This window comes from Neobacillus sp. C211, from assembly GCF_051842875.1.
Taxonomy (GTDB): domain Bacteria; phylum Bacillota; class Bacilli; order Bacillales; family Cytobacillaceae; genus Neobacillus.
Map to the genome: position 1 here is coordinate 63,468 of NZ_JBPXRO010000002.1, position 19,023 is coordinate 82,490.

The following is a 19,023-nucleotide window of genomic DNA, read 5'->3' on the forward strand; positions in this document are numbered from 1 at the left end:
AAAAAACATAAATATACAGATTAAACAACATGCGTATAGTGTTAATCTAACCCTTTAATAACAATGTTTTTAAGTTATTTTCAGTGGAAATATCACCTCTTATTTCTTTGGGGAATTATTCACAAATTGTACATTGGAATATACTCTTACGATGTTAGATACTACCTTTAGAGAGGTTAATATGGAAAATATATAGAGAAAGAATCCAAAATGGGAAGGGTGAGTTAATTGGCCATTTGGGGGAAAAAAAATAAAGATAAAGATCCCGAAAGTAGAGAAGATAGAAAAAAAGCTGGCCTGATTCGCGGACTTTGGCAAAAGTTTCGAGGGATTGACTGGAAGAATCCAGTGAACAGGTGGAAATTACTGTTTGTTTCACTTGTCGGTTGTATCATTGTTTTTGGTGGCGGATACGGGGTCCTTACCATGACAAACTCGCCGACATTCTGTGCGAGCTGTCACGAAATGGCACCAGAATATTCAACGTTTACTGCCAGTGCCCATAATCAGATATCTTGTGTACAGTGTCATATCAAGCCAGGTTTTACCAACATGATTACCCACAAAATGAAATCGGTGAAAGAAGTTTACTACCATGTAACAGGAGTACCTGAACAAATTGTGCAAACGGAAGCTGTTTCAAATGAAAACTGCTTACAGTGTCACTCCAAAAATCGACTCGTCACAGCATCCGGTGACTTAAAGGTAAATCACAAAGGACATATCGAAAAAGATATTCCTTGTATCACCTGTCACGCCGGGGTTGTCCATGCAAAAATGGCATCTCGTGGTATCAACGTCGAAGAAGTTCGCGGTAAGTGGACAGCAGAGAGCGCTGAAAAATTGATGGAAAAGAAATATTTAAGACCTAACATGGGAACATGTATTGATTGCCACGATAAAGTAAACAACGGCGAAAAGCCATGGATAGAAGAAACTTATAGCTTACCGGAAAATCCAGAAGAGCTTGAGAAAAAACTGGAAGAAAATAAAAAAGAAGGCACAACGGAAGCAACAACTGAGGCAACAACTGAGGCAACACTCAAAGGCGAAACAACCGAAGCTGAGGAGTTAGCCGAGCATGATCAAAAAACACAAGATATCATCTTACAAGCCATTGGAAAACAACAAAAAGAAGTTAAAATTTCGATGGAATGTGAAACTTGCCATAAAAAAGTAAAAGTTCCTAAGAGTCATAAGGTTGAAGGCTGGAATGGTCAACACGGCGTCACGGCTGTCCAAGAGTTAGATAAATGTGTGAACTGTCACCAGGATTCTAAATGGATCAGAGAGATTCCAAAAGAAGACATTCTCTCTCTACTTAAAATGAAAGAAACAAAAACAAAATATACACCAAACATCACAATCGTTAAAGATCAATCTCGAATCAATAAATTCTGCAGCGCCTGTCACAGTAACCGTCCTTCTGGACACGTAGACAGCGATCAATGGCTAACGGCCCACGCGTCTAAAGCGAAAACAGCTGATCAAAAATCAGAATGCTTCGTTTGTCACGACCGTGAAAAGCCAAAACCAGGATCAAAAGAAGTAAAAGCACCAACAGATGTGTATTGCCAATACTGTCACAGAACTGGCTTTAAAACAGACAAGAAGAAATAATCGATTTTTGTTCAGGAGGGTCGCTTTATGGAAGAAGAACGAGAAACGCGGTCAGCCCCTCCCCGTTTTCGCTATAAATTAATCAAAATTGCGACTTTAACATTGTTGTTTCTAGCCATCTTCTTCGGTCTCAGCTTCGTGGGGCTAGAAACAGCATCTAGCTCCGAGTTTTGTGCATCCTGTCATGAGATGAAACCGGAGGTCTATACGTGGAAAGCCTCCACACACAGTGAAGTCGATTGTACCGACTGTCACACGGACCCTGTGTTTAAAACATTAGCGAAAGATAAAGCTCAAGGGGTAGTTGAAGCTTTAAAAAAACATTCAACGAGCACATCTGCTGCACCAATTCGGATGCCTGGTGAAATAAAAGATAGTGCATGTGAATCATGTCATGACGTTTTAAAACGAGAGGTAACTCCATCGGGGGATTTAATCATCCCACATGATAAGCATAAAACTGAAGGTGTTGAATGTATCCAGTGTCATAGTGGAGTTGCACATGGTAAAGTCGCTGATCGAAAAATGACTTACACAACTGACTACGAAAAGTGGGACAGTAAAGTCGGAACAGCGACCATGGCGGATCTCAAATTCACTCGGCCAGATATGGATACATGTATCGAGTGCCATAAAGCACGTAAGGTTACAACTAAATGTAGTGCCTGTCATACAACTGGAATGGTTCCGAAAAGCCACAAAAAAGAGGATTTTGCAACAAAGACCCATGGAAACCAAGCTGCTACAAATCTACAAAAATGCAATCAGTGTCACAAGGATATGTCAACGGAACCAGTTGAGGGTTATGATCAGGTTTCAACCTTAACTACTTATCTTAAAAAAGATTCCCAGCAAAAACAGGTGAAAAAGAATCATTATGATTATGCGAAAGACAATACTTTCTGTAAAGATTGTCATAGCAAACGGCCAGCTAGCCATAGCAGCCGGTGGATGACGAACCATGGTAATCAGGCATCAAAGGATAAACAGCAATGTTTAGCATGTCATAACTATCAAGCAGCTGGTGGGGTTAAAACCACAATGGTTGCCTGCTCATCCTGTCATCCTGCGATGCATAAAGGATTCGACAAAGAAAGACATCCAGTAACACTGTCTGAAAAGCAAAAAGTAACTGATTTTTGTTATACCTGTCACGTAAAAAGAACATGTTCAGCCTGCCATATAAAATAGGCAGACGACATTTGCTAGATTAGGAGGGTTCGTATGGAAGTTCAAGAACAAACGCTCAATCAAGAAGAGACACGATCAAAAAAAGAACCTGAAAAAAAGAAGAAAAAGACTAAAGGCACAAAAAATGAAAAATTCAAATGGTGGCAAACACTACTGATTTTGAGTCTGACTTTAGTTATCTCAGTTGGTGCCTGTTATTATGTCAGCCAAAAGTATTTTTGGTCGAAGTATGATAATGATCGTTTAGCCGAACAATTAGATAGCGCAAAGGCTGTTGCTGAAGCTAAGCCTAATGATCCAAAATCCCATGTCAATCTTGGGTACGCCTACTTCTTAAATGGTGATAATGAAGAAGCTATTAAACAATATAAAATGGCTCTTGATTTAGATAAAAATTATTTCGATGCTTACTTTAATCTTGGACTTGTTTATAACAAGCAAAATAGACTTAATGATTCAGTCAAAATGGCACAGAAGGCGACAGAAATATCACCTAAAGATTACAAAGGCTTTCTTTTGAAAGGAATGTCCTATAGAAAACTTAAAATGTATAAAGATGCTATTGAAGCACTTAACGATGCAAATAAATTAATGCCTGCAAATACGGATATTATCTATGAGGTTGGTAGAGTCGCAGAAGATCAAGGTGACAAAAAGAATGCTGAACAAATCTACAAGGACGCACTCAGCTACGACCCAATGTATAAACCGGCATTAGAAGGACTTGAAAGAGTCGCTAAAAAATAGCTAGAGGGGTTGAATACAATGAAGAAAAAGACTGTCTATAAGTGGATGAGCGTGATTGTAGTTTTATCAATTGCTGCATTCGTCGCTATCTACTTCTTGAACATGCAATCTGTTGTAAAAAAGGCACCTAATTTGGTTGACCCTGATGCTCCTCCTACCTTTAGCCAACTTATTTATGGAGACTTTGATAATTCATTGGATAAACCAATGGATATTGCGAAAATTGGTGAGTTCTTATATGTCTCTGATACTAATAACAAGCGTGTTCAAGTATTTGATTCATCTGGAACACCAATATTTAAGTTTGGTAAAGAGGGCGAAGGAAAAGGTCAATTTAAATTTCCTTATGGGATTGCAGGCGATAAAGAAGGAAATGTCTACGTTGCCGATTTATATAATGGGAAAATATCCATACATGATCAAAAAGGTAAATTTATTAAATACTTTGACGACAAAAAGAAATTAATAAAAACACCTGCTGGAATTCGTATCTTTGATGAAAAATTATACGTGACAGATGTTCAACAAAACAAAGTTTATGTCTTTAACCTTACTGGCGAAAAGGTACTAGAAATTAGCACTGGCGCTAATAAGGATGACAAATTTAAAGCACCGAATGCCATAGCTTTAGATAAAAAAACAGGTGAGCTCTTTGTCTCGGATTCTGGTAATCAGCGAATTTTAGCTTACGATCAAAAAGGTAAATATTTAAGAACTATTAATGGTTCCAAAGACGGTAAGGGTTCATCAGTGTTTGTAAACCCAAGAGGAATCGGTGTAGATTCACGCGGCATCCTATACGTAGTAAACAACCTATCTCACACGATCTATGGATTTAATGAAAAAGGTGAGCAAGTATTTACCTTCGGTTCAATGGGTGACCAAAACGAACAATTCTATCTTCCAAACGGATTATACGTTGATGACAACGACCGAGTTTACATCACCGACACCTTAAATCAACGGGTTGCACTTTACTATTAAAAAAACGACCGATAGATTTAAGGAGGTGATGCCTCAAATTAGGGTCAACGATGTAATTTCATAGATTTAGATTTAAAAACAGAGAGAAAAAAAGAGAGAATTATGGGAGGTTTTTGGAATGAGTAAGATGAAAATTAGCTCTTCATTCCTGCTAACATTAATGTTAGTAGCAATGTTTAGCATCGTGGCTTCTGCTACAGGGAGCGTTGGCTCAAATCCTGGTGACACTGGCGGAGTTAAAGCAGGGGTAGTTGGAACTGATAGTGCAAATGATAACAGCTACAATGGAACTGATAAAAGCAACGCCAACAAAACTGGAACTGGTATTGGTACTAATGATGATTCAACATTCAACCAAGTAATCAAATCTGATGACATGGTTAAGTCAGACGGATCACACGGAACACAACGTACACACGGTTCTTACATGAACAACACAAACTCTTGTGCGAGCTGTCACCAAACACACACAGGTGCATCTGAAGGCCTTTTGTTTAAAAATGGCGAATATGCAACTTGTAGTGCATGTCATGATGGTACATTAGGGTTCTATAATGTAATGGGAGAAGGTTCTAATTCTGCTGGTACATTCGGTGGAACTCATGATGGTAACATGTCTGCTCACTTAGCTGATGGTTCTGTAAAAACAAAAGCTGCACCTGGCGGAAACCCAAATGGTACAGGCAACTGGGAAGCTGAATTCACTTGCGCAAGCTGTCACGCACCACACGGTTCTTACTCTGACCGTTTATTACACACAGATCCAAACGGAATGGGTAACCTAACTGCTGATAAAGGCGGTAAGAGATTAGAAAACCTACCTGTAGTAACTGATATTTCTGCTAAAGTTCCTGGTGGAGACTACATTTATAAAAATGCTATGAATGAAGATGTAACAATTAACTATGTATTCTATCGTTTCGATATTGGAACAACTGTTGATGCTGCATATTCTGCAAAGGGTCTAACAACTGGCGATACTGTTATTCAATTAATGAAATGGAACGGCACTAAATATGTAAACGATACAGATCCATGGTTACATGGTTATGATTTCGATGAAGCACACGTAAAACACTATTGGACAGCTTTCAAAGATTCTACTGGTAAAGAAGTATTTGATACTGACCAATTGAAAAAAGGCGAAATCTTAGGTGCTGGTTTTGCTGGAGTACCCGCTGCAAAAACTTCTTTAGTTACGACTGTTAAATCATTAGTTTCTGGTAACGTTGCTCGTGGTTATGTAGTTAAGTTAGACGTTAGTGCTCTAGATGCAAACAACGTAGCAAAAACTACTGTTTCTTCTTTATGGGCTAGCAAAAAAGCTGACGGTACTACAAACCCAGGTTATGTTTCTGGTCGCGGTGTTGCAATGTCTGGATTCTGTGCTGCTTGTCACACTGACTACCTAGCAGGATCTGGTAAAGAAACTGGTCAATTTGATCATGCATACCGTCACACTACAACTTCTGATAGCTACACTTGCGTACGCTGTCACTATGCACATGGTACTGATGTAACAATCATGAGAGACGCTCGTGGTAAACAAGTTGCTGATATCGAAAAATCTGACTCTGGATACTTCTCAAGTGTTACTGATGTAACTGAGCGTCATAATTTAGCTACAGATTATATGATCGATAAAAACCCTTCTTCTGCTTTAAAACGTTATACTAACATGGCTGTATGTTGGGGATGTCATACGTCTTCACACTCTGAAGGCACAAGAAACACTGACACATTCCAATACAATCCAACTGCAGATGAAGATAACGATCGTAACGGAATCGAGTTCGACTATTAAAAAAGAGCCATCAAATAGCCCTACTATTTGATAGCCCTGAATGAAATATTTAATTTTAAAGAGGCAGCTCACTTCGGTGGGCTGTTTCTTATTTTTATTTAAGCATGAGTTCACAAAATCGTCAATCTTCAACTTCACAAATTTGTCAATCATTATTCACAGATCTGTTAACCAATTACATTAACAATAAAAGTATAATAATAATGAAGATTATAAGATAAATACATTTAAATATTTATAAACTTAATAACATGTTAATTTACCGCCAAAGAAATTTTATCATCAAATCACACATGTCGAATTAAAAGAGGAATGACCAAAAATGACTTCACAAATTAAAATCAAACAATTAAATATCATTTTTGTTTTTTTATTAATGTTTATCTCCATCATTCTTCCCTATAGAGTTACTGCTGAAGATCAGGTCCCAGCAGAAAACTCTAATCCAGTTGAGAATCCTAATTCAACTGAAAACCCGGCTATTGTTGAAGAACCAATTACAACTGAAGCCCCTGTTACTGTTGAAGAGCTAGTTACAACTGAAGCCCCTGTTACTATTGAAGAACCCATTATAACTGAAGACACAGTTACTAATGAAGAACCACCAGTTACAACTGAAGAATCAGTTTCAGAAACAGATACAATCCCGCCTTCCATTATTGTAAAGAGTATTACTTTAACTAGCACTGGAGTTCAAGTGAATGGGACGGTTTCTGATAATCAGGCTTTAGATAAGCCAATAACAATGAAATTAATCTATCCTGATCGAGAAATAGTATTGACACCTATATCTGGAAATTGGACATTTACAACCGATATATTATCTATAAAACAAAACAATGTGAAAATACAAGCCACTGATGAGATGAATAATACAACAACTATTTTTGTTCAACGTCCATATATAAAATCTATTAGAATGAATGTCTTCAAATACAGGGAGAAAGTTTACGAAGCAGATGGAAGTTCCAGAGAAGAAGATATAACTACAGATATTGATATTTTGAACAAAGATGACATTACTAGAGTTTCTTTAAATCAAATCATCGTTATTGAACTTAGTGAAGATCTTTTACATACAATTGTTAACCCATTCATTATCTATGATAAAAATAATGATCTAGTCGAGAGTACGGTAATTAAACCTAGATCTGAAAATAATAAAATTGAAATATCCTTAAATAATCTGAATCCTGGGGAAACATATCGCTTGGAATTTAATAATAGTTTATTTTCTAATGGTCTACCTAATGATTCAACTCTATTAGCAGATGACGGTCGTATTTTTTTTCCTTTAATTAAGAAATTCTCAACTGTAACCAATCAGGTGAAAAATCATCCTATTAACGGCTACACACTCGAAGAAATGAGAGATTTACGAGAGCAACGTCATGGATTTTATAACAATAATACCAACAGCTGTAGTGTCTGTCATAATACCCATGTAGCAGCGAACGAAAGCTTGGAAGGCAAAGATGTAAAGGAAGGTTATTGTTTGGCTTGTCATGATGGAACTATAACAAGTCCAGTTAAGGCCGGAAACGCTATAATGAATAAACATGATACTCAACTAGGATTGGATCACAAAACCAAAGCAGGTTCCTGTACATCCTGCCATAATCCACATTTATCTTGGAGTCAAGAAAATCCTAACTTATTAAAAGACCATTTTGTCTATGAACATCAACCTGAAGATAAATGGGAAGATATCGCTGTAGGCAAGATTGATAGTAATATCCAACTATGTGAATCATGTCATGGAAGGTATACCTCTTCATATAAAAAGAAGGCAGAAGAGACAGGTGGTTATAAAGTTCTGAACTTTAAGAAACAAACTAATGCAATAGGAGAAATAACAAAAACAGAACAAGTAAAGGGCGATCCAACAAGTGTCATATCAGAAGTTGAGGATTACAACTTATGTTTTAGCTGTCATAACAACGAGAACAAAGTAAAAAATGCAAAAGACATATTAAGCTCTTATACAAATGAGGATTCAAAACATATCATCACCGCCATTGACGGTAGTAAACTAAATGGCCAAATCCCTTGTGCGGAGTGTCATGAAACACATGGGGCAAAAAATATTCTATTATTAAAAGATAAACTAGGCCATGAAAATCAAAGTGATTTTTCTCTTAACAAGGAAGAAGATTGGACTGATTTAAAGAAACGAGATTTCTGCATAGCTTGCCACAATGGTAAAGCATCAATTTACGGTATTACTGGTAAAGCGATTTATGATAAAAATGGTGATTCAATCATTACCACGAATGAGCGGGCAAAATCAGGTCACGCGAATACCAGTGCAGAAGTCTGTTCAACATGTCATAGCAATGACAATTCATTTATTGAGGCCGTGCATAGCCCTATAACAATCTATAGTCCATAAAAGAATCGAGAGGAAATTACCTCTCGTTTTTTTGTATTTTGTACCAAGGTTTTCATTAAATATTGTATTTAATGAAGATATTTGTTGTAAAAAAGTATGCATTTATCAACAAAAACAGTCATTCTTTAAAAGATGGAGGGCCTTTTTTAAAAATTAACCTTTACTTCTCTAAATTGGCACTTTTGTAGATATATTGTGAAGTTTTTGTAATATAACAATAATGAGGGTTTTGGTATACGTCCTAAACGAAGTTATTTACTGTAATAAAGTTGATAATCAACAAATTATTATATTAGATGTTTGTCAAGTGAACGAAAAAATTGTTTTACGGATATAATGTTTGTCGAATTTCCGAACTATTAGACAAAATCCCAATAAGTATAACGCGCTATGATAAGATGTCATTGGCTTTATTAATATTTGGGGGCGAAAGAATGAATGTCGATAATATAAGCATTTTAGCGGAAGCAAACTTGGAAAAGGAACCATCCCCAATTAAGCCAAAACCAATATTAAATATTGCCATCGCATGTGTAGTGGGCCTCATCGCAGGTGTGGGCTGTGCATTCTTACTTGAGAACTTCAATACTACACTTAAAAATGAGCAGGATATTGAGAGAATACTAGGGCTTCCTCTAATCGGTGTTATTTGATGGATAACCATAGCATTGTAGAGAAAAATACGCGCGCTGAATTAAGGAAATCTAAGCAAAGAGGAGCGACCCTTGGTGTTTAATTTTAATAGAAGAAAGAAACAAAAACCGAATAAAAGTAGAAATCTCATTACCACAATTGACTCGAAATCGCCTATTTCCGAGCAGTACAGGACTATACGTACCAATATACAATATTCTTCAATTGATCAAGAATTAAAAACAATTTTGGTAACATCCTCAGGACCTGGTGAAGGGAAGTCAACGACAACCGCAAACCTTGCTGTTGCTTTTGCTCAACTTGGATTAAAAGTTTTACTTGTAGATGCTGACCTTAGAAAACCCACTGTCCACCATACCTTTGGAGTTAGTAATCTATATGGGTTTACTTCTTTATTAACAAGGCAAATATCTATTGAAAAAGCAGTTACGGACACAAATGAGAAAAATCTATTTATCATTACTAGCGGACCAATACCTCCGAATCCGTCGGAATTATTAAGCTCTAAAAATATGACACAGTTTATTCAGGAAGCAAGGGCAGATTTCGATTATATCTTTTTCGATACCCCTCCTCTATTGGCGGTAACAGATGCCCAAGTTATTGCAAATCAGTGTGATGGGTCTATACTTGTTGTTTCAAGTGGCAAAACGGGGGTGGAACCAGCAAAAAGGGCGAAAGAATTACTCGTGAATGCACAAGGCAAACTACTAGGAGTGGTTTTAAATAATAAAGTCATCCAAAAAAATGACCACTATTACTATTATGGTGCAAAATAGAGAAATCGCTGAGGTTCATGGTTTGTTCCAAGCAAGCTCGACCTGCTGCGGAACGGGAAATACTGCTGAAGAAAAAGTCGTGAGTGCTGCTCATACACCTTAAATTAAAAGAACGAAAAAGCGAGAGGGGAGCACCCCCTCTCGTTTTTTCATTAAAGCTTTTTTCTAAAACTCAATTTTCCTTCATCACTTTTCTAACTGCATCAATCTGTTTTAACTTTTCATCTTCATTATCTAGAAGCATGCTGCCATATCGCGGCATCATTTCATAATACCCATTGTTTGTTTTGGTTAGGAAGAATAGATACATTTGATCCTTTTTTAGCAGAGGAGATTTTTCGTAAGTAAGTAAGTAGATATAATTCCCCATTTTCTTTATAGTAGCCTCCCTCTTGATTGACCGTTATGTCCCCGAGCAGCGCACCTTTTATATTTTGGGTAATCCGCACTAAAAATTGGGTATTGGGATTTACTGTAAATTCTTTATTCCCAACTTGTCTTTTACCCCGCCAATAAAAATATGATCAACGGCATTCGTTAATTTTCGTTTATCTTGATAATCATCCTTAAATGGATAGTGTATTAACAATAATCGCAGAGTCCTTTGAATCTAATAGTGTCGTAAAATATTTAATCGAGAAAATCCCCAATATTCTAGAATCAAAACAATAATTATAGCCCATTTTTTCATAAAACAGCTTTCCCTTCAAATAGCCTCCTGTTTCCAATTATATCTTCAGAGCATTTAATATTTTCTTTGATCTTATGAATCTTAATGGAACAAAATGTAATGGGAGTACTAAGAAAAATATTAAGTATTGTTGTTTTTTAAATTCGCCCATAGAACCCTCCGATTCGCCTATAAAAGTCCAGAATTCGCTCATAGAACTCAAAGATTCGCCCATAAAAGTCAAAAATTCGCCTATTGAAGGTATAAGTCATTAAATAAATCATAATTGTCCAAGTATTTTAGTGTAATTTTACACCAAATATCATTTTTATGAGCTTATCCTTGAGTTATAAAAATATTTTTTACGAAAAATAGGCTTTTTTAAATAGATCGCTTTCTTATAGTTATTTTTAAACATATTTTTCAGATTTAAAGCCATTCATTTTGCTTTCAAATCCTAAATAATATGGTTTCTTCCTGTTAACGGAAAACGTTCGAAATTAAGGGATGGTTTTCGTCCCAATAAAAAAAGCCCTTGGTAACTCCCAAAAGAGCTTCCAAAGGCTTTAAAATAGGTATAGAGGATTTTAATACTTGTTATTGATCATGGAACTTCGCAAAAACGCATGATATACTGACTTATTTCCCTTTCAACCACTCCCCCAGCCCTTCAATCTTCTTCCACAAATGCAAATGCATATCTGCATAAACAATCGCTTCATTTTCATCACCAAAACCATAATAGTCAGGGGGATAAGCAGGCAGGCGTTTTTTGCCTGTTAAATAGCTAATCACATACTTATTATCTTTTTTTGCTTCCTTCAGCAGTTTCGCGGCCTTCGCCGTAAAGCCTCTTTCTTGGATCTCAAGCAACAACTTATTGTATGAAGTTTGGGCTGACTCCTCTTCATATTGGTAGAGCAAGTCACTAGCTTTCTTAGTGTCTCCCGCATCTAGGTAGGCTACAAACAACGAGTAACGAACGCCTTGGTTGTCCATTGGATTGAGTTCCAGCAATTCTTCATATTGGAGGATGGCCTCGTTTATTTTTCCAATCAGAGACAAGGCCTCTGCGTAATGTAGTTTCGCACGCATGAAGGGTCTTGTTTCAATTAACCCCCAGAAGTACCCTTTGTTCTCCTTGAAAAACGCTTTACCAAGTTCTCGTTCCCCCGCCTGGATGCCTTTTTCATAGAGCAAGATGGCTTCTTCGAGACTTTTTGTTTTTTCAGCAAGGATGACATAGGCATCCGAACAATTTGGATTTAGCTTTACTGCTTCTTCAGCCAGTTTATAACGCTGCTGGCCGTCCGATTGATAGGCATCGTAAATTAAATTTCTAGCCCGCTCTTCATCCTGCTTTGAAACTTTACGAACTGGGCTTTTAGTTTTTTTTGATGAAGTATCGACAAGTGTAAGTGTTTGAACAGATGAATCCCGCATCGCTTCTGTTTTCCTTGATTCTTCAGCTGCGGGCGCGCTTTTTCTTGGGAAATCAATAACAGGTGCCTTTTCAAATGGCGGCAGTAGGGGCGCTTCATCTAACCCATAAACCATTCCAATCAACTCGGCAATTTCCGGATGTAATACCGTTTCCAACTCCGTGAATATGGTGGAAACAGACCCTGTAGAAACACTATACAGCTTGGCGAGCTCCTTTTGAGTATACGTTTTTTCTAACGGTGCAATCGTTGACAGTAAATAATGGAGGGCGGCAACATACAGATTCGGATTTTGGATTCGCTTTTGCCTTTTCTGGCAAAAACTCAGCCAAAGAATAACCCCCGTATCGACTATGGATGCTGGTACATCAAGAGATTCCAGCTTTTGCTTAAAGATATTGGCGACTTCTTTATAGATTGGTGCCGGCCAATCCATTTCATCGATTTCCAAAAAATTGCCGACCATCGGAAGTTCGCTCAAGACCTCCAGGAAAAAGTCAGTCAAGTATTCCTGGGGTGAGTCGTAATCTGCTTCGATACTGCTAACCTCAATGTATGAAAAAGCATCTTCAGGTTTTAGGTCTGGTAAATCAAAGGGAGATGGAAAGAAGACATAATTTTGGTCATAGGGAACTAAGATTCCTACGAAGAAGGAACCTTCTTCAACCGTGATAGGTACATTCGCAATGATTGCTTCAAACTCTTCAGCGGTAAAGCCGTCCTCCACCGTTACTCTATTATTTTCAACAGCCAGGATTTTTCCAGCAATCGTTCGAGCTTCCGTCCATGTTTGTAAAATCTTTCTTAATTTAGGCCGTTTAATTTTCCCAATCTCAGCCGCAATAAACTTCTCGATAATGGTTTCCCCATCATCTAATCCTTCAAAAAGAGTAAACCAAATGGCATGAATCAACTCATAAAATTCTCGTTCCTGTTCATTATCGATTTCAATCATTTCTTCAAGGACTTCGAAATCCTCTTGTATTTCTGGCCCGAAGTGATAGTAACCATAATGGAGGATATGCTTTTGCAGGACGTCGATTTCACTATCAATCATATCGGTAATCGATACGGCTTCATTAGCCCCGCAGCACTTTTTATACTTTTTCCCACTTCCGCATGGACAAGGACCATTCCGGTTTATTTTCTCCAACGCATTCCGCTCCTTTGATTACCCTATTTATTTATCCAGCGCACTAATTAATTGCATGATGTAGTATGTTCATTCATGTTAAAAGGTGAATTATGTATAAAATAGCTGAAATAAAGTGGATTTCATCCACTTTCCACTTAATTTAATAGTACCATTTTTGACAGGCAGAAATATAAAAATACTAATGAAAATTGATTGAAATGATATTTTAAGTCTTGGATGATCCAAATAAAGATTTGTCGATCATTTCTTAATAACAGGTTTGTGCTTTTTTAAGACCAAACTTTGAATTTTATACGGTTATCACGCTATAATGGTTAAGGAACTGACAATTGATTTTCGGTATAAGATACAATAGAGGTCATATTTTTAATTTTTATAGAGGTGAAGAAAATGGAATTAGCAGAAATTCGTAATGAACTTGAAAGAACAGCTAAGAAATTAGCGGACTTTAGGGGGTCTCTTTGACCTTGAAAATAAGGAAGCGAGAATTGCTGAGCTAGATGATGAGATGCTGCATCCTGACTTTTGGAATGATCAGCAAGCAGCTCAGACCGTCATTAGTGAAGCAAACGGATTGAAGGACCAGGTCCATGAATTTTACAAGCTTAATGAGAGCTTTGAAAATTTGGAATTAACTTATGAGCTTGTTAAAGAAGAAAATGATGAAGAATTGCGGACCGAGTTGGAAGATGAGCTCGGGCAGCTTACAGGGCGCTTGAATCAATTTGAACTGCAGCTTCTCTTGAGTGAGGAGTATGATAAAAATAATGCGATTTTGGAGCTTCACCCAGGTGCAGGAGGAACAGAATCACAGGACTGGGGTTCGATGCTGCTCAGGATGTATACCCGTTGGGCTGAGAAAAAGGGCTTTAAGGTCGAGACACTTGATTACTTGCCTGGGGATGAAGCTGGGATTAAGAGTGTTACGCTTGCGATCAAAGGTCATAATGCCTATGGCTACCTGAAGGCGGAAAAAGGGGTTCACCGTCTGGTAAGGATTTCCCCATTTGATTCCTCAGGCCGTCGCCATACTTCGTTCGTCTCCTGTGAAGTGATGCCTGAGTTAAATGATGACATTCAAATCGAAGTTCGGACAGAAGATTTAAAAATTGATACGTATCGTGCGACTGGAGCGGGTGGACAGCATATCAACACCACGGATTCCGCCGTCCGGATTACCCACCTGCCAACGAATGTTGTCGTCACTTGCCAATCAGAGCGCTCACAGATTAAAAACCGTGATGCGGCAATGAAAATGCTGAAATCTAAGTTATATCAATTGGAAATTGAGCGTCAAGAACAAGAGCTTCTGGAAATTCGTGGCGAACAGAAGGAGATCGGCTGGGGAAGTCAAATCCGTTCTTACGTCTTCCATCCGTATTCGATGGTGAAAGACCACCGGACCAGTGCCGAGAGCGGAAATGTTCAAGCTGTGATGGACGGGGATTTGGATCAGTTTATTGATGCGTATCTAAGGTCGAGGATTTCATAAAACGGGAATTTTTAAACAAGGATTTGAAATAAATGTATCAAGCCTTTGCTGACCCATTCGGCAAAGGCTTATTTTTTGGGATGTATTTGCCGATCATGGTGAAGGTTGTGTGATCGTTACTTTGTGGTTTAAGTGGATTTACCTAAAATTTTGAATTTACACTTCTGCAGAAAGCATTTCAAACATTTTATCATGATGTTCCAATTTGTTATCGATGTGTCTGAAATAACTCCTAAATTCCGTGGCATTATTTTTAACCGTATCCTCGAGTGAGTGAATACTTGCTTCTACTTTATCTAACCGTTGTTTCACACCAATGAATTCATTATCCATCGAATCAAACCGCTGATCCATAGCATTAAACCGTTGATCCATAGCATCAAACCGATCATCCATAGCATCAAGTCTAAGTTCAATATTATCAAACCGGTCATCCATAGCATCAAGTCTAAGTTCGATTTTATCAAACCGGTCATCCATGGCATCAAATCGCTTATCAATTGCGGTAAAGCGTTGATCAATTTTATCAAACTGTTGATTCATTTGTTCCATCATTTGTCGTAACAACTGCTCCATATGGTACACCTCCATTTCAACATATTATAACATTTATTGATAATGTTTTAGCAAAACAAATGACAGCGTATTGAATCATAAATTCCTTATCAAAACCTCATTTTTGGCAAATGCTAATAAAAATTTTAACCCTTTAACACGTCAACTTAATGCCATTTACACCAAAATTTGCCCGTGCTATACTCACTCTCGGTTAGGCTATGTAAAACTTGTCTGTTGATTTGAGCTCCAGGCGCTTCGCTTTCCGCGGGCGGTTTGGTGAGTCTCCTCGGCGCTTCAGCGGAGGGGTCTCCCCGCACCGTAATCCCGCAGGAGTCTCGCGCCTTCCGCTCCAATCAACAGTGGTACAAAATTAACAATGACCATTAACATAGCCTTCGGTTAAAGAATGAATTTTGAGGAGAATAGATTTATGAATATTTTAAGTAATCTTACACGGACCTATCCAAAAATGAGAATTGCGATAGATTATCTATTTGTTCTGATTGGGGCGGCGATTATTGGTCTGACATTTAACGTTTTCCTACTCCCGAACCAAGTGGCTTCTGGTGGAGTTAGCGGCATCAGTACGATTCTAAAAACGGTGCTGGGGTGGGAACCAGCCTATGTACAGTGGGCATTTAATATACCCTTGTTCATTGCTGGTATCGTGTTTTTAGGGAAGCAATTTGGCGTCAAAACGCTAGTGGGAACGATTTTTTTACCGTTCATTGTTTTTTTTACCAAAAATTTAGAGCCATGGACCAATGATGCTCTACTCGGGGCTTTGTTTGGGGGAATAGGCGTAGGGCTAGGGCTGGGCATTGTTTTTAGGGGGAAGGCATCCACCGGCGGGACCGACCTCGCCGCGCAGATTATTAATAAATATACAGGTTTTACACTGGGGCGTTGTGTGGTCCTAATCGATGGATTAATCGTGCTCACTGCTGCCATCGTGTTTGATATCGAGAAGGGATTGTATGCATTGATAGCCCTTTATGTGACTAGCAAAACGATTGACCTTGTTCAGGTTGGCTTTGGAAGATCAAAAATGGCGATGATCATTACAAGTAAACAAGAAGAAGTTCGTGCAGGAATTTTGAATAAAATTGACCGTGGTGTGACAAAACTATCTGCATATGGTGGTTTTACGGACCATGAAAGGCCAGTTCTGATGTGTGTTGTGGACCAAACGGAGTTCACAAAATTGAAACAATTGGTCAAAGCCCTTGATCCATCTGCGTTTGTAGTCGTTATGGATGCCGCGGAAGTGTTGGGAGAGGGTTTCAAACGGGAATAGGATTGGTATAATAGTGCATTGATGGTAATATTTTCAGGAGGGGATCCAGGTAATGAAGAAGAAGCTACTTACATTGTTAATGGGAACAGCATTAGTTATGGGACTTGCAGCCTGCGGAGGCGGCAATGACGACAAGGGAACGGACAAGGGAACGGACAATGGAACGGACACTGTTACCAGTGATGCTGGAGCAAAGATTTTCGACCAAAAATGTTCCGGCTGTCATGGCGGTGATCTTACGGGTGGTATGGGACCAAACTTAACAAAGGTTGGCTCAAAGTACTCTAAGGACGACATTTTAGGTATTATAAAAAATGGTAAAGGTCAAATGCCGGCAAACGTTGTTAGCGGCGATGACGCGAATCAAGTTGCTGAATGGCTAGCAGCTAAAAAATAAAAGTTACAAAAACGTTCTATTTGAAAAGATAGAGCGTTTTTTTTTTGCCTAAAACGCAAACTTTGTCGGGTTTTGTAATTCTTTGAAAAGAAACTGTAATATTTTTGCCGCTTTTTTTAGCAATTTATGATGTTATAATAGGAATATGCGAAATTATGCACATATTTTTTTTTATCCTAGTCCATTTTGCAAATAAATAAAGATTATTGTCGAATCGCCATTCGAGAAGTCTTTAAATAAAGGTGATAAAAATGATAGAACTACAAGATGTATATAAAAAGTACCCGAATGGGGTTTCTGCCATAAATGGAATAGACGTCCGGATAAACCAGGGCGAATTTGTCTATGTCGTTGGACCAAGTGGAGCTGGAAAATCGACATTCATTAAAATGATGTATCGTGAGGAAGTTCCGACTTCAGGGACCATCACAATGAATGGTGTCAACCTCGCAAAATTAAAGATGAAAAAGGTACCCATTTTCCGCCGGAATCTTGGCGTTGTCTTTCAGGATTTCAAGCTGTTACCACGGTTAACAGTCTATGAAAATGTAGCTTTTGCCTTAGAGGTTATTGAAGCGCAGCCGAAAGTCATTAAAAAAAGAGTGATGGAAGTTCTCGATCTTGTAAATTTAAAGCATAAGATAAAAATGCTGCCAACAGAGCTTTCTGGTGGTGAGCAACAGCGTGTTTCTATTGCCCGCTCGATTGTCAATTCACCGAAAGTGGTCATTGCGGATGAGCCGACTGGAAACCTTGACCCGGAAACATCATGGGAAATTATGAAGATTTTTGAAGAAATTAATGCACGAGGAACCACTATTGTTATGGCAACACATAACCGGGAGATTGTTAATGCATTGCAGCATCGTGTTATTGCCATTGAAGGCGGAAAAATAGTACGAGATGATGAAAGAGGTGAATACGGTTATGAAAATTAGAACAATTGGCCGTCACGCTCGAGATAGTTTTAAAAATATTAGCAGAAATGGCTGGATGACTTTTGCATCCGTTAGTGCTGTTACCGTTACCTTGATTTTAGTTGGAGTCTTTTTCGTTATTATGATGAATCTTAACAGAGTAGCACAAACCATTGAAGATGATGTGCAAATTCGCGTTCACATCGATGTTGCTGCAACCCCAAAAGATCAGCAAACCTTAAAAACTGAGATTGAAAGAATGCCTGAAGTAAAAAGTGTGACTTTCTCTTCTAAAAAGAATGAACTAGATAATTTAGTAAGCAGTCTTGGTGAGGAAGGAAAATCCTTTAAACTTTTTGAACAAGACAATCCTTTAAACGATGTATTTATCGTAAAAACGAAAAAACCAACAGATACGATGGAAGTTGCTAATCAAATCAAACAATCCAATTATGTTGCCAAGGTAAAGTATGGCCAGGGCAAGGTAGAAAAATTATTTAAGTTTATTAAAGCGAGCCGCAACGTCGGAGTTGTTTTAATTATCGGCTTATTCTTTACTGCCATTTTCTTAATCTCTAATACGATTAAAATTACGATTATTGCAAGACGTAGAGAAATTAAGATTATGAGATTAGTAGGAGCAACGAATACGTTTATTCGCTGGCCGTTCTTTTTGGAAGGATTGTGGCTCGGTTTTCTTGGGTCCATTCTGCCCATTATCCTGATTGCGATTGCCTATTATCGTGCCTATGATTACATTGGCCCTAAGCTAGAGGGGACTTTTATCAAAATCTTGCCGTTTGATCCGTTTGTCTATCAGGTTTCTGGCATTTTGATTTTAATGGGCGCATTAATCGGCGTTTGGGGCAGTTTGATGTCCGTAAGAAAATTCTTAAAGGTTTAACTAGATAAGCGAGAGCAGT

Annotated in this window: 17 protein-coding genes; 13 read left to right on the forward strand and 4 right to left on the reverse strand. The window is 38.1% G+C overall.

What is annotated here, in order from left to right:
* Positions 1 to 228: 228 nt before the first annotated feature.
* The 8 genes from ACSU6B_RS02085 to ACSU6B_RS02120 all read left to right on the forward strand — a co-directional run bounded on the left by ACSU6B_RS02085 (position 229) and on the right by ACSU6B_RS02120 (position 10,171).
* Positions 229 to 1,620 (forward strand): cytochrome c3 family protein, encoded by a 1,392-nt coding sequence (locus ACSU6B_RS02085; protein WP_410882349.1) that lies wholly within the window; start codon positions 229 to 231, stop codon positions 1,618 to 1,620.
* A 27-nt stretch (positions 1,621 to 1,647) separates the two neighbouring features.
* The gene (locus ACSU6B_RS02090; protein WP_410882351.1) at positions 1,648 to 2,811 is read left to right on the forward strand and encodes a cytochrome c3 family protein; all 1,164 of its coding nucleotides are present in this window, start codon (positions 1,648 to 1,650) and stop codon (positions 2,809 to 2,811) included.
* Positions 2,812 to 2,844: 33 nt separating this feature from the next.
* A complete protein-coding gene (locus ACSU6B_RS02095; protein WP_410882353.1) occupies positions 2,845 to 3,558 on the forward strand; it encodes a tetratricopeptide repeat protein in 714 nt (237 codons plus the stop codon).
* 18 nt (positions 3,559 to 3,576) lie between these two features.
* Positions 3,577 to 4,542 (forward strand): 6-bladed beta-propeller, encoded by a 966-nt coding sequence (locus tag ACSU6B_RS02100; RefSeq protein WP_410882355.1) that lies wholly within the window; start codon positions 3,577 to 3,579, stop codon positions 4,540 to 4,542.
* Positions 4,543 to 4,660: 118 nt separating this feature from the next.
* A complete protein-coding gene (locus ACSU6B_RS02105; RefSeq protein ID WP_410882357.1) occupies positions 4,661 to 6,346 on the forward strand; it encodes a cytochrome c3 family protein in 1,686 nt (561 codons plus the stop codon).
* Positions 6,347 to 6,668: 322 nt separating this feature from the next.
* Positions 6,669 to 8,738, forward strand: coding sequence for a hypothetical protein (locus ACSU6B_RS02110; protein WP_410882359.1), 2,070 nt, complete (start codon positions 6,669 to 6,671; stop codon positions 8,736 to 8,738).
* Positions 8,739 to 9,172: 434 nt separating this feature from the next.
* The gene (locus ACSU6B_RS02115) at positions 9,173 to 9,391 is read left to right on the forward strand and encodes a GNVR domain-containing protein (RefSeq protein ID WP_410882361.1); all 219 of its coding nucleotides are present in this window, start codon (positions 9,173 to 9,175) and stop codon (positions 9,389 to 9,391) included.
* Between the two features lie 75 nt (positions 9,392 to 9,466).
* On the forward strand, positions 9,467 to 10,171 hold the full coding sequence (locus ACSU6B_RS02120; protein ID WP_410882363.1) for a CpsD/CapB family tyrosine-protein kinase: 705 nt from the start codon (positions 9,467 to 9,469) through the stop codon (positions 10,169 to 10,171).
* Between the two features lie 172 nt (positions 10,172 to 10,343).
* On the opposite strand, the gene ACSU6B_RS02125 is transcribed toward ACSU6B_RS02120, so the two are convergent.
* The 3 genes from ACSU6B_RS02125 to ACSU6B_RS02135 form a co-directional block, all read right to left on the reverse strand.
* Positions 10,344 to 10,541 carry a hypothetical protein gene (locus ACSU6B_RS02125; RefSeq protein ID WP_410882365.1) on the reverse strand — a complete coding sequence of 66 codons (198 nt, stop codon included), beginning with the start codon at positions 10,539 to 10,541 and terminating at the stop codon, positions 10,344 to 10,346.
* Between the two features lie 196 nt (positions 10,542 to 10,737).
* Positions 10,738 to 10,881, reverse strand: coding sequence for a hypothetical protein (locus ACSU6B_RS02130; protein ID WP_410882367.1), 144 nt, complete (start codon positions 10,879 to 10,881; stop codon positions 10,738 to 10,740).
* A 599-nt stretch (positions 10,882 to 11,480) separates the two neighbouring features.
* Entirely contained in the window at positions 11,481 to 13,436 is a 1,956-nt protein-coding gene (locus ACSU6B_RS02135) for an SEC-C metal-binding domain-containing protein (protein WP_410882369.1), read from the reverse strand.
* Positions 13,437 to 13,829: 393 nt separating this feature from the next.
* Between ACSU6B_RS02135 and prfB the strand changes: the two genes are divergently transcribed.
* A protein-coding gene (gene prfB, locus ACSU6B_RS02140; protein WP_410882371.1) for a peptide chain release factor 2 occupies positions 13,830 to 14,931 on the forward strand; the annotation gives its coding sequence in 2 pieces (ribosomal slippage) (positions 13,830 to 13,901 and positions 13,903 to 14,931; 1,101 coding nt in all).
* A 156-nt stretch (positions 14,932 to 15,087) separates the two neighbouring features.
* On the opposite strand, the gene ACSU6B_RS02145 is transcribed toward prfB, so the two are convergent.
* Positions 15,088 to 15,507: a hypothetical protein gene (locus ACSU6B_RS02145; RefSeq protein ID WP_410882373.1), complete on the reverse strand. Its 420-nt coding sequence runs from the start codon at positions 15,505 to 15,507 to the stop codon at positions 15,088 to 15,090.
* A 412-nt stretch (positions 15,508 to 15,919) separates the two neighbouring features.
* On the opposite strand from ACSU6B_RS02145, the gene ACSU6B_RS02150 reads away from it, so the two are divergent.
* The 4 genes from ACSU6B_RS02150 (at position 15,920) to ftsX (ending at position 19,004) form a co-directional block, all read left to right on the forward strand.
* Positions 15,920 to 16,786, forward strand: coding sequence for a YitT family protein (locus ACSU6B_RS02150; RefSeq protein ID WP_410882375.1), 867 nt, complete (start codon positions 15,920 to 15,922; stop codon positions 16,784 to 16,786).
* Between the two features lie 52 nt (positions 16,787 to 16,838).
* Positions 16,839 to 17,183 carry a cytochrome c551 gene (gene cccB / locus ACSU6B_RS02155; protein WP_214715483.1) on the forward strand — a complete coding sequence of 115 codons (345 nt, stop codon included), beginning with the start codon at positions 16,839 to 16,841 and terminating at the stop codon, positions 17,181 to 17,183.
* A gap of 251 nt (positions 17,184 to 17,434) precedes the next feature.
* Positions 17,435 to 18,121, forward strand: coding sequence for a cell division ATP-binding protein FtsE (gene ftsE, locus ACSU6B_RS02160; protein ID WP_410882377.1), 687 nt, complete (start codon positions 17,435 to 17,437; stop codon positions 18,119 to 18,121).
* Entirely contained in the window at positions 18,111 to 19,004 is an 894-nt protein-coding gene (gene ftsX / locus ACSU6B_RS02165) for a permease-like cell division protein FtsX (RefSeq protein WP_215005697.1), read from the forward strand. Before ftsE ends, ftsX begins: the two co-directional genes overlap by 11 nt.
* Positions 19,005 to 19,023: the final 19 nt, after the last annotated feature.

What these genes read in the sequence shown, in the direction of transcription:
- ACSU6B_RS02115 (WP_410882361.1), top strand. Translation starts at nt 9,173, where the DNA reads ATGAATGTCGATAATATAAGCATTTTAGCGGAAGCAAACTTGGAAAAG.
- ACSU6B_RS02090 (WP_410882351.1), top strand. Translation starts at nt 1,648, where the DNA reads ATGGAAGAAGAACGAGAAACGCGGTCAGCCCCTCCCCGTTTTCGCTAT.
- cccB (WP_214715483.1), top strand. Translation starts at nt 16,839, where the DNA reads ATGAAGAAGAAGCTACTTACATTGTTAATGGGAACAGCATTAGTTATG.
- ACSU6B_RS02105 (WP_410882357.1), top strand. Translation starts at nt 4,661, where the DNA reads ATGAGTAAGATGAAAATTAGCTCTTCATTCCTGCTAACATTAATGTTA.
- ftsE (WP_410882377.1), top strand. Translation starts at nt 17,435, where the DNA reads ATGATAGAACTACAAGATGTATATAAAAAGTACCCGAATGGGGTTTCT.
- ACSU6B_RS02145 (WP_410882373.1), bottom strand. Translation starts at nt 15,507, where the DNA reads ATGGAGCAGTTGTTACGACAAATGATGGAACAAATGAATCAACAGTTT.
- ftsX (WP_215005697.1), top strand. Translation starts at nt 18,111, where the DNA reads ATGAAAATTAGAACAATTGGCCGTCACGCTCGAGATAGTTTTAAAAAT.
- ACSU6B_RS02150 (WP_410882375.1), top strand. Translation starts at nt 15,920, where the DNA reads ATGAATATTTTAAGTAATCTTACACGGACCTATCCAAAAATGAGAATT.
- ACSU6B_RS02110 (WP_410882359.1), top strand. Translation starts at nt 6,669, where the DNA reads ATGACTTCACAAATTAAAATCAAACAATTAAATATCATTTTTGTTTTT.
- ACSU6B_RS02125 (WP_410882365.1), bottom strand. Translation starts at nt 10,541, where the DNA reads ATGGGGAATTATATCTACTTACTTACTTACGAAAAATCTCCTCTGCTA.
- ACSU6B_RS02100 (WP_410882355.1), top strand. Translation starts at nt 3,577, where the DNA reads ATGAAGAAAAAGACTGTCTATAAGTGGATGAGCGTGATTGTAGTTTTA.
- ACSU6B_RS02095 (WP_410882353.1), top strand. Translation starts at nt 2,845, where the DNA reads ATGGAAGTTCAAGAACAAACGCTCAATCAAGAAGAGACACGATCAAAA.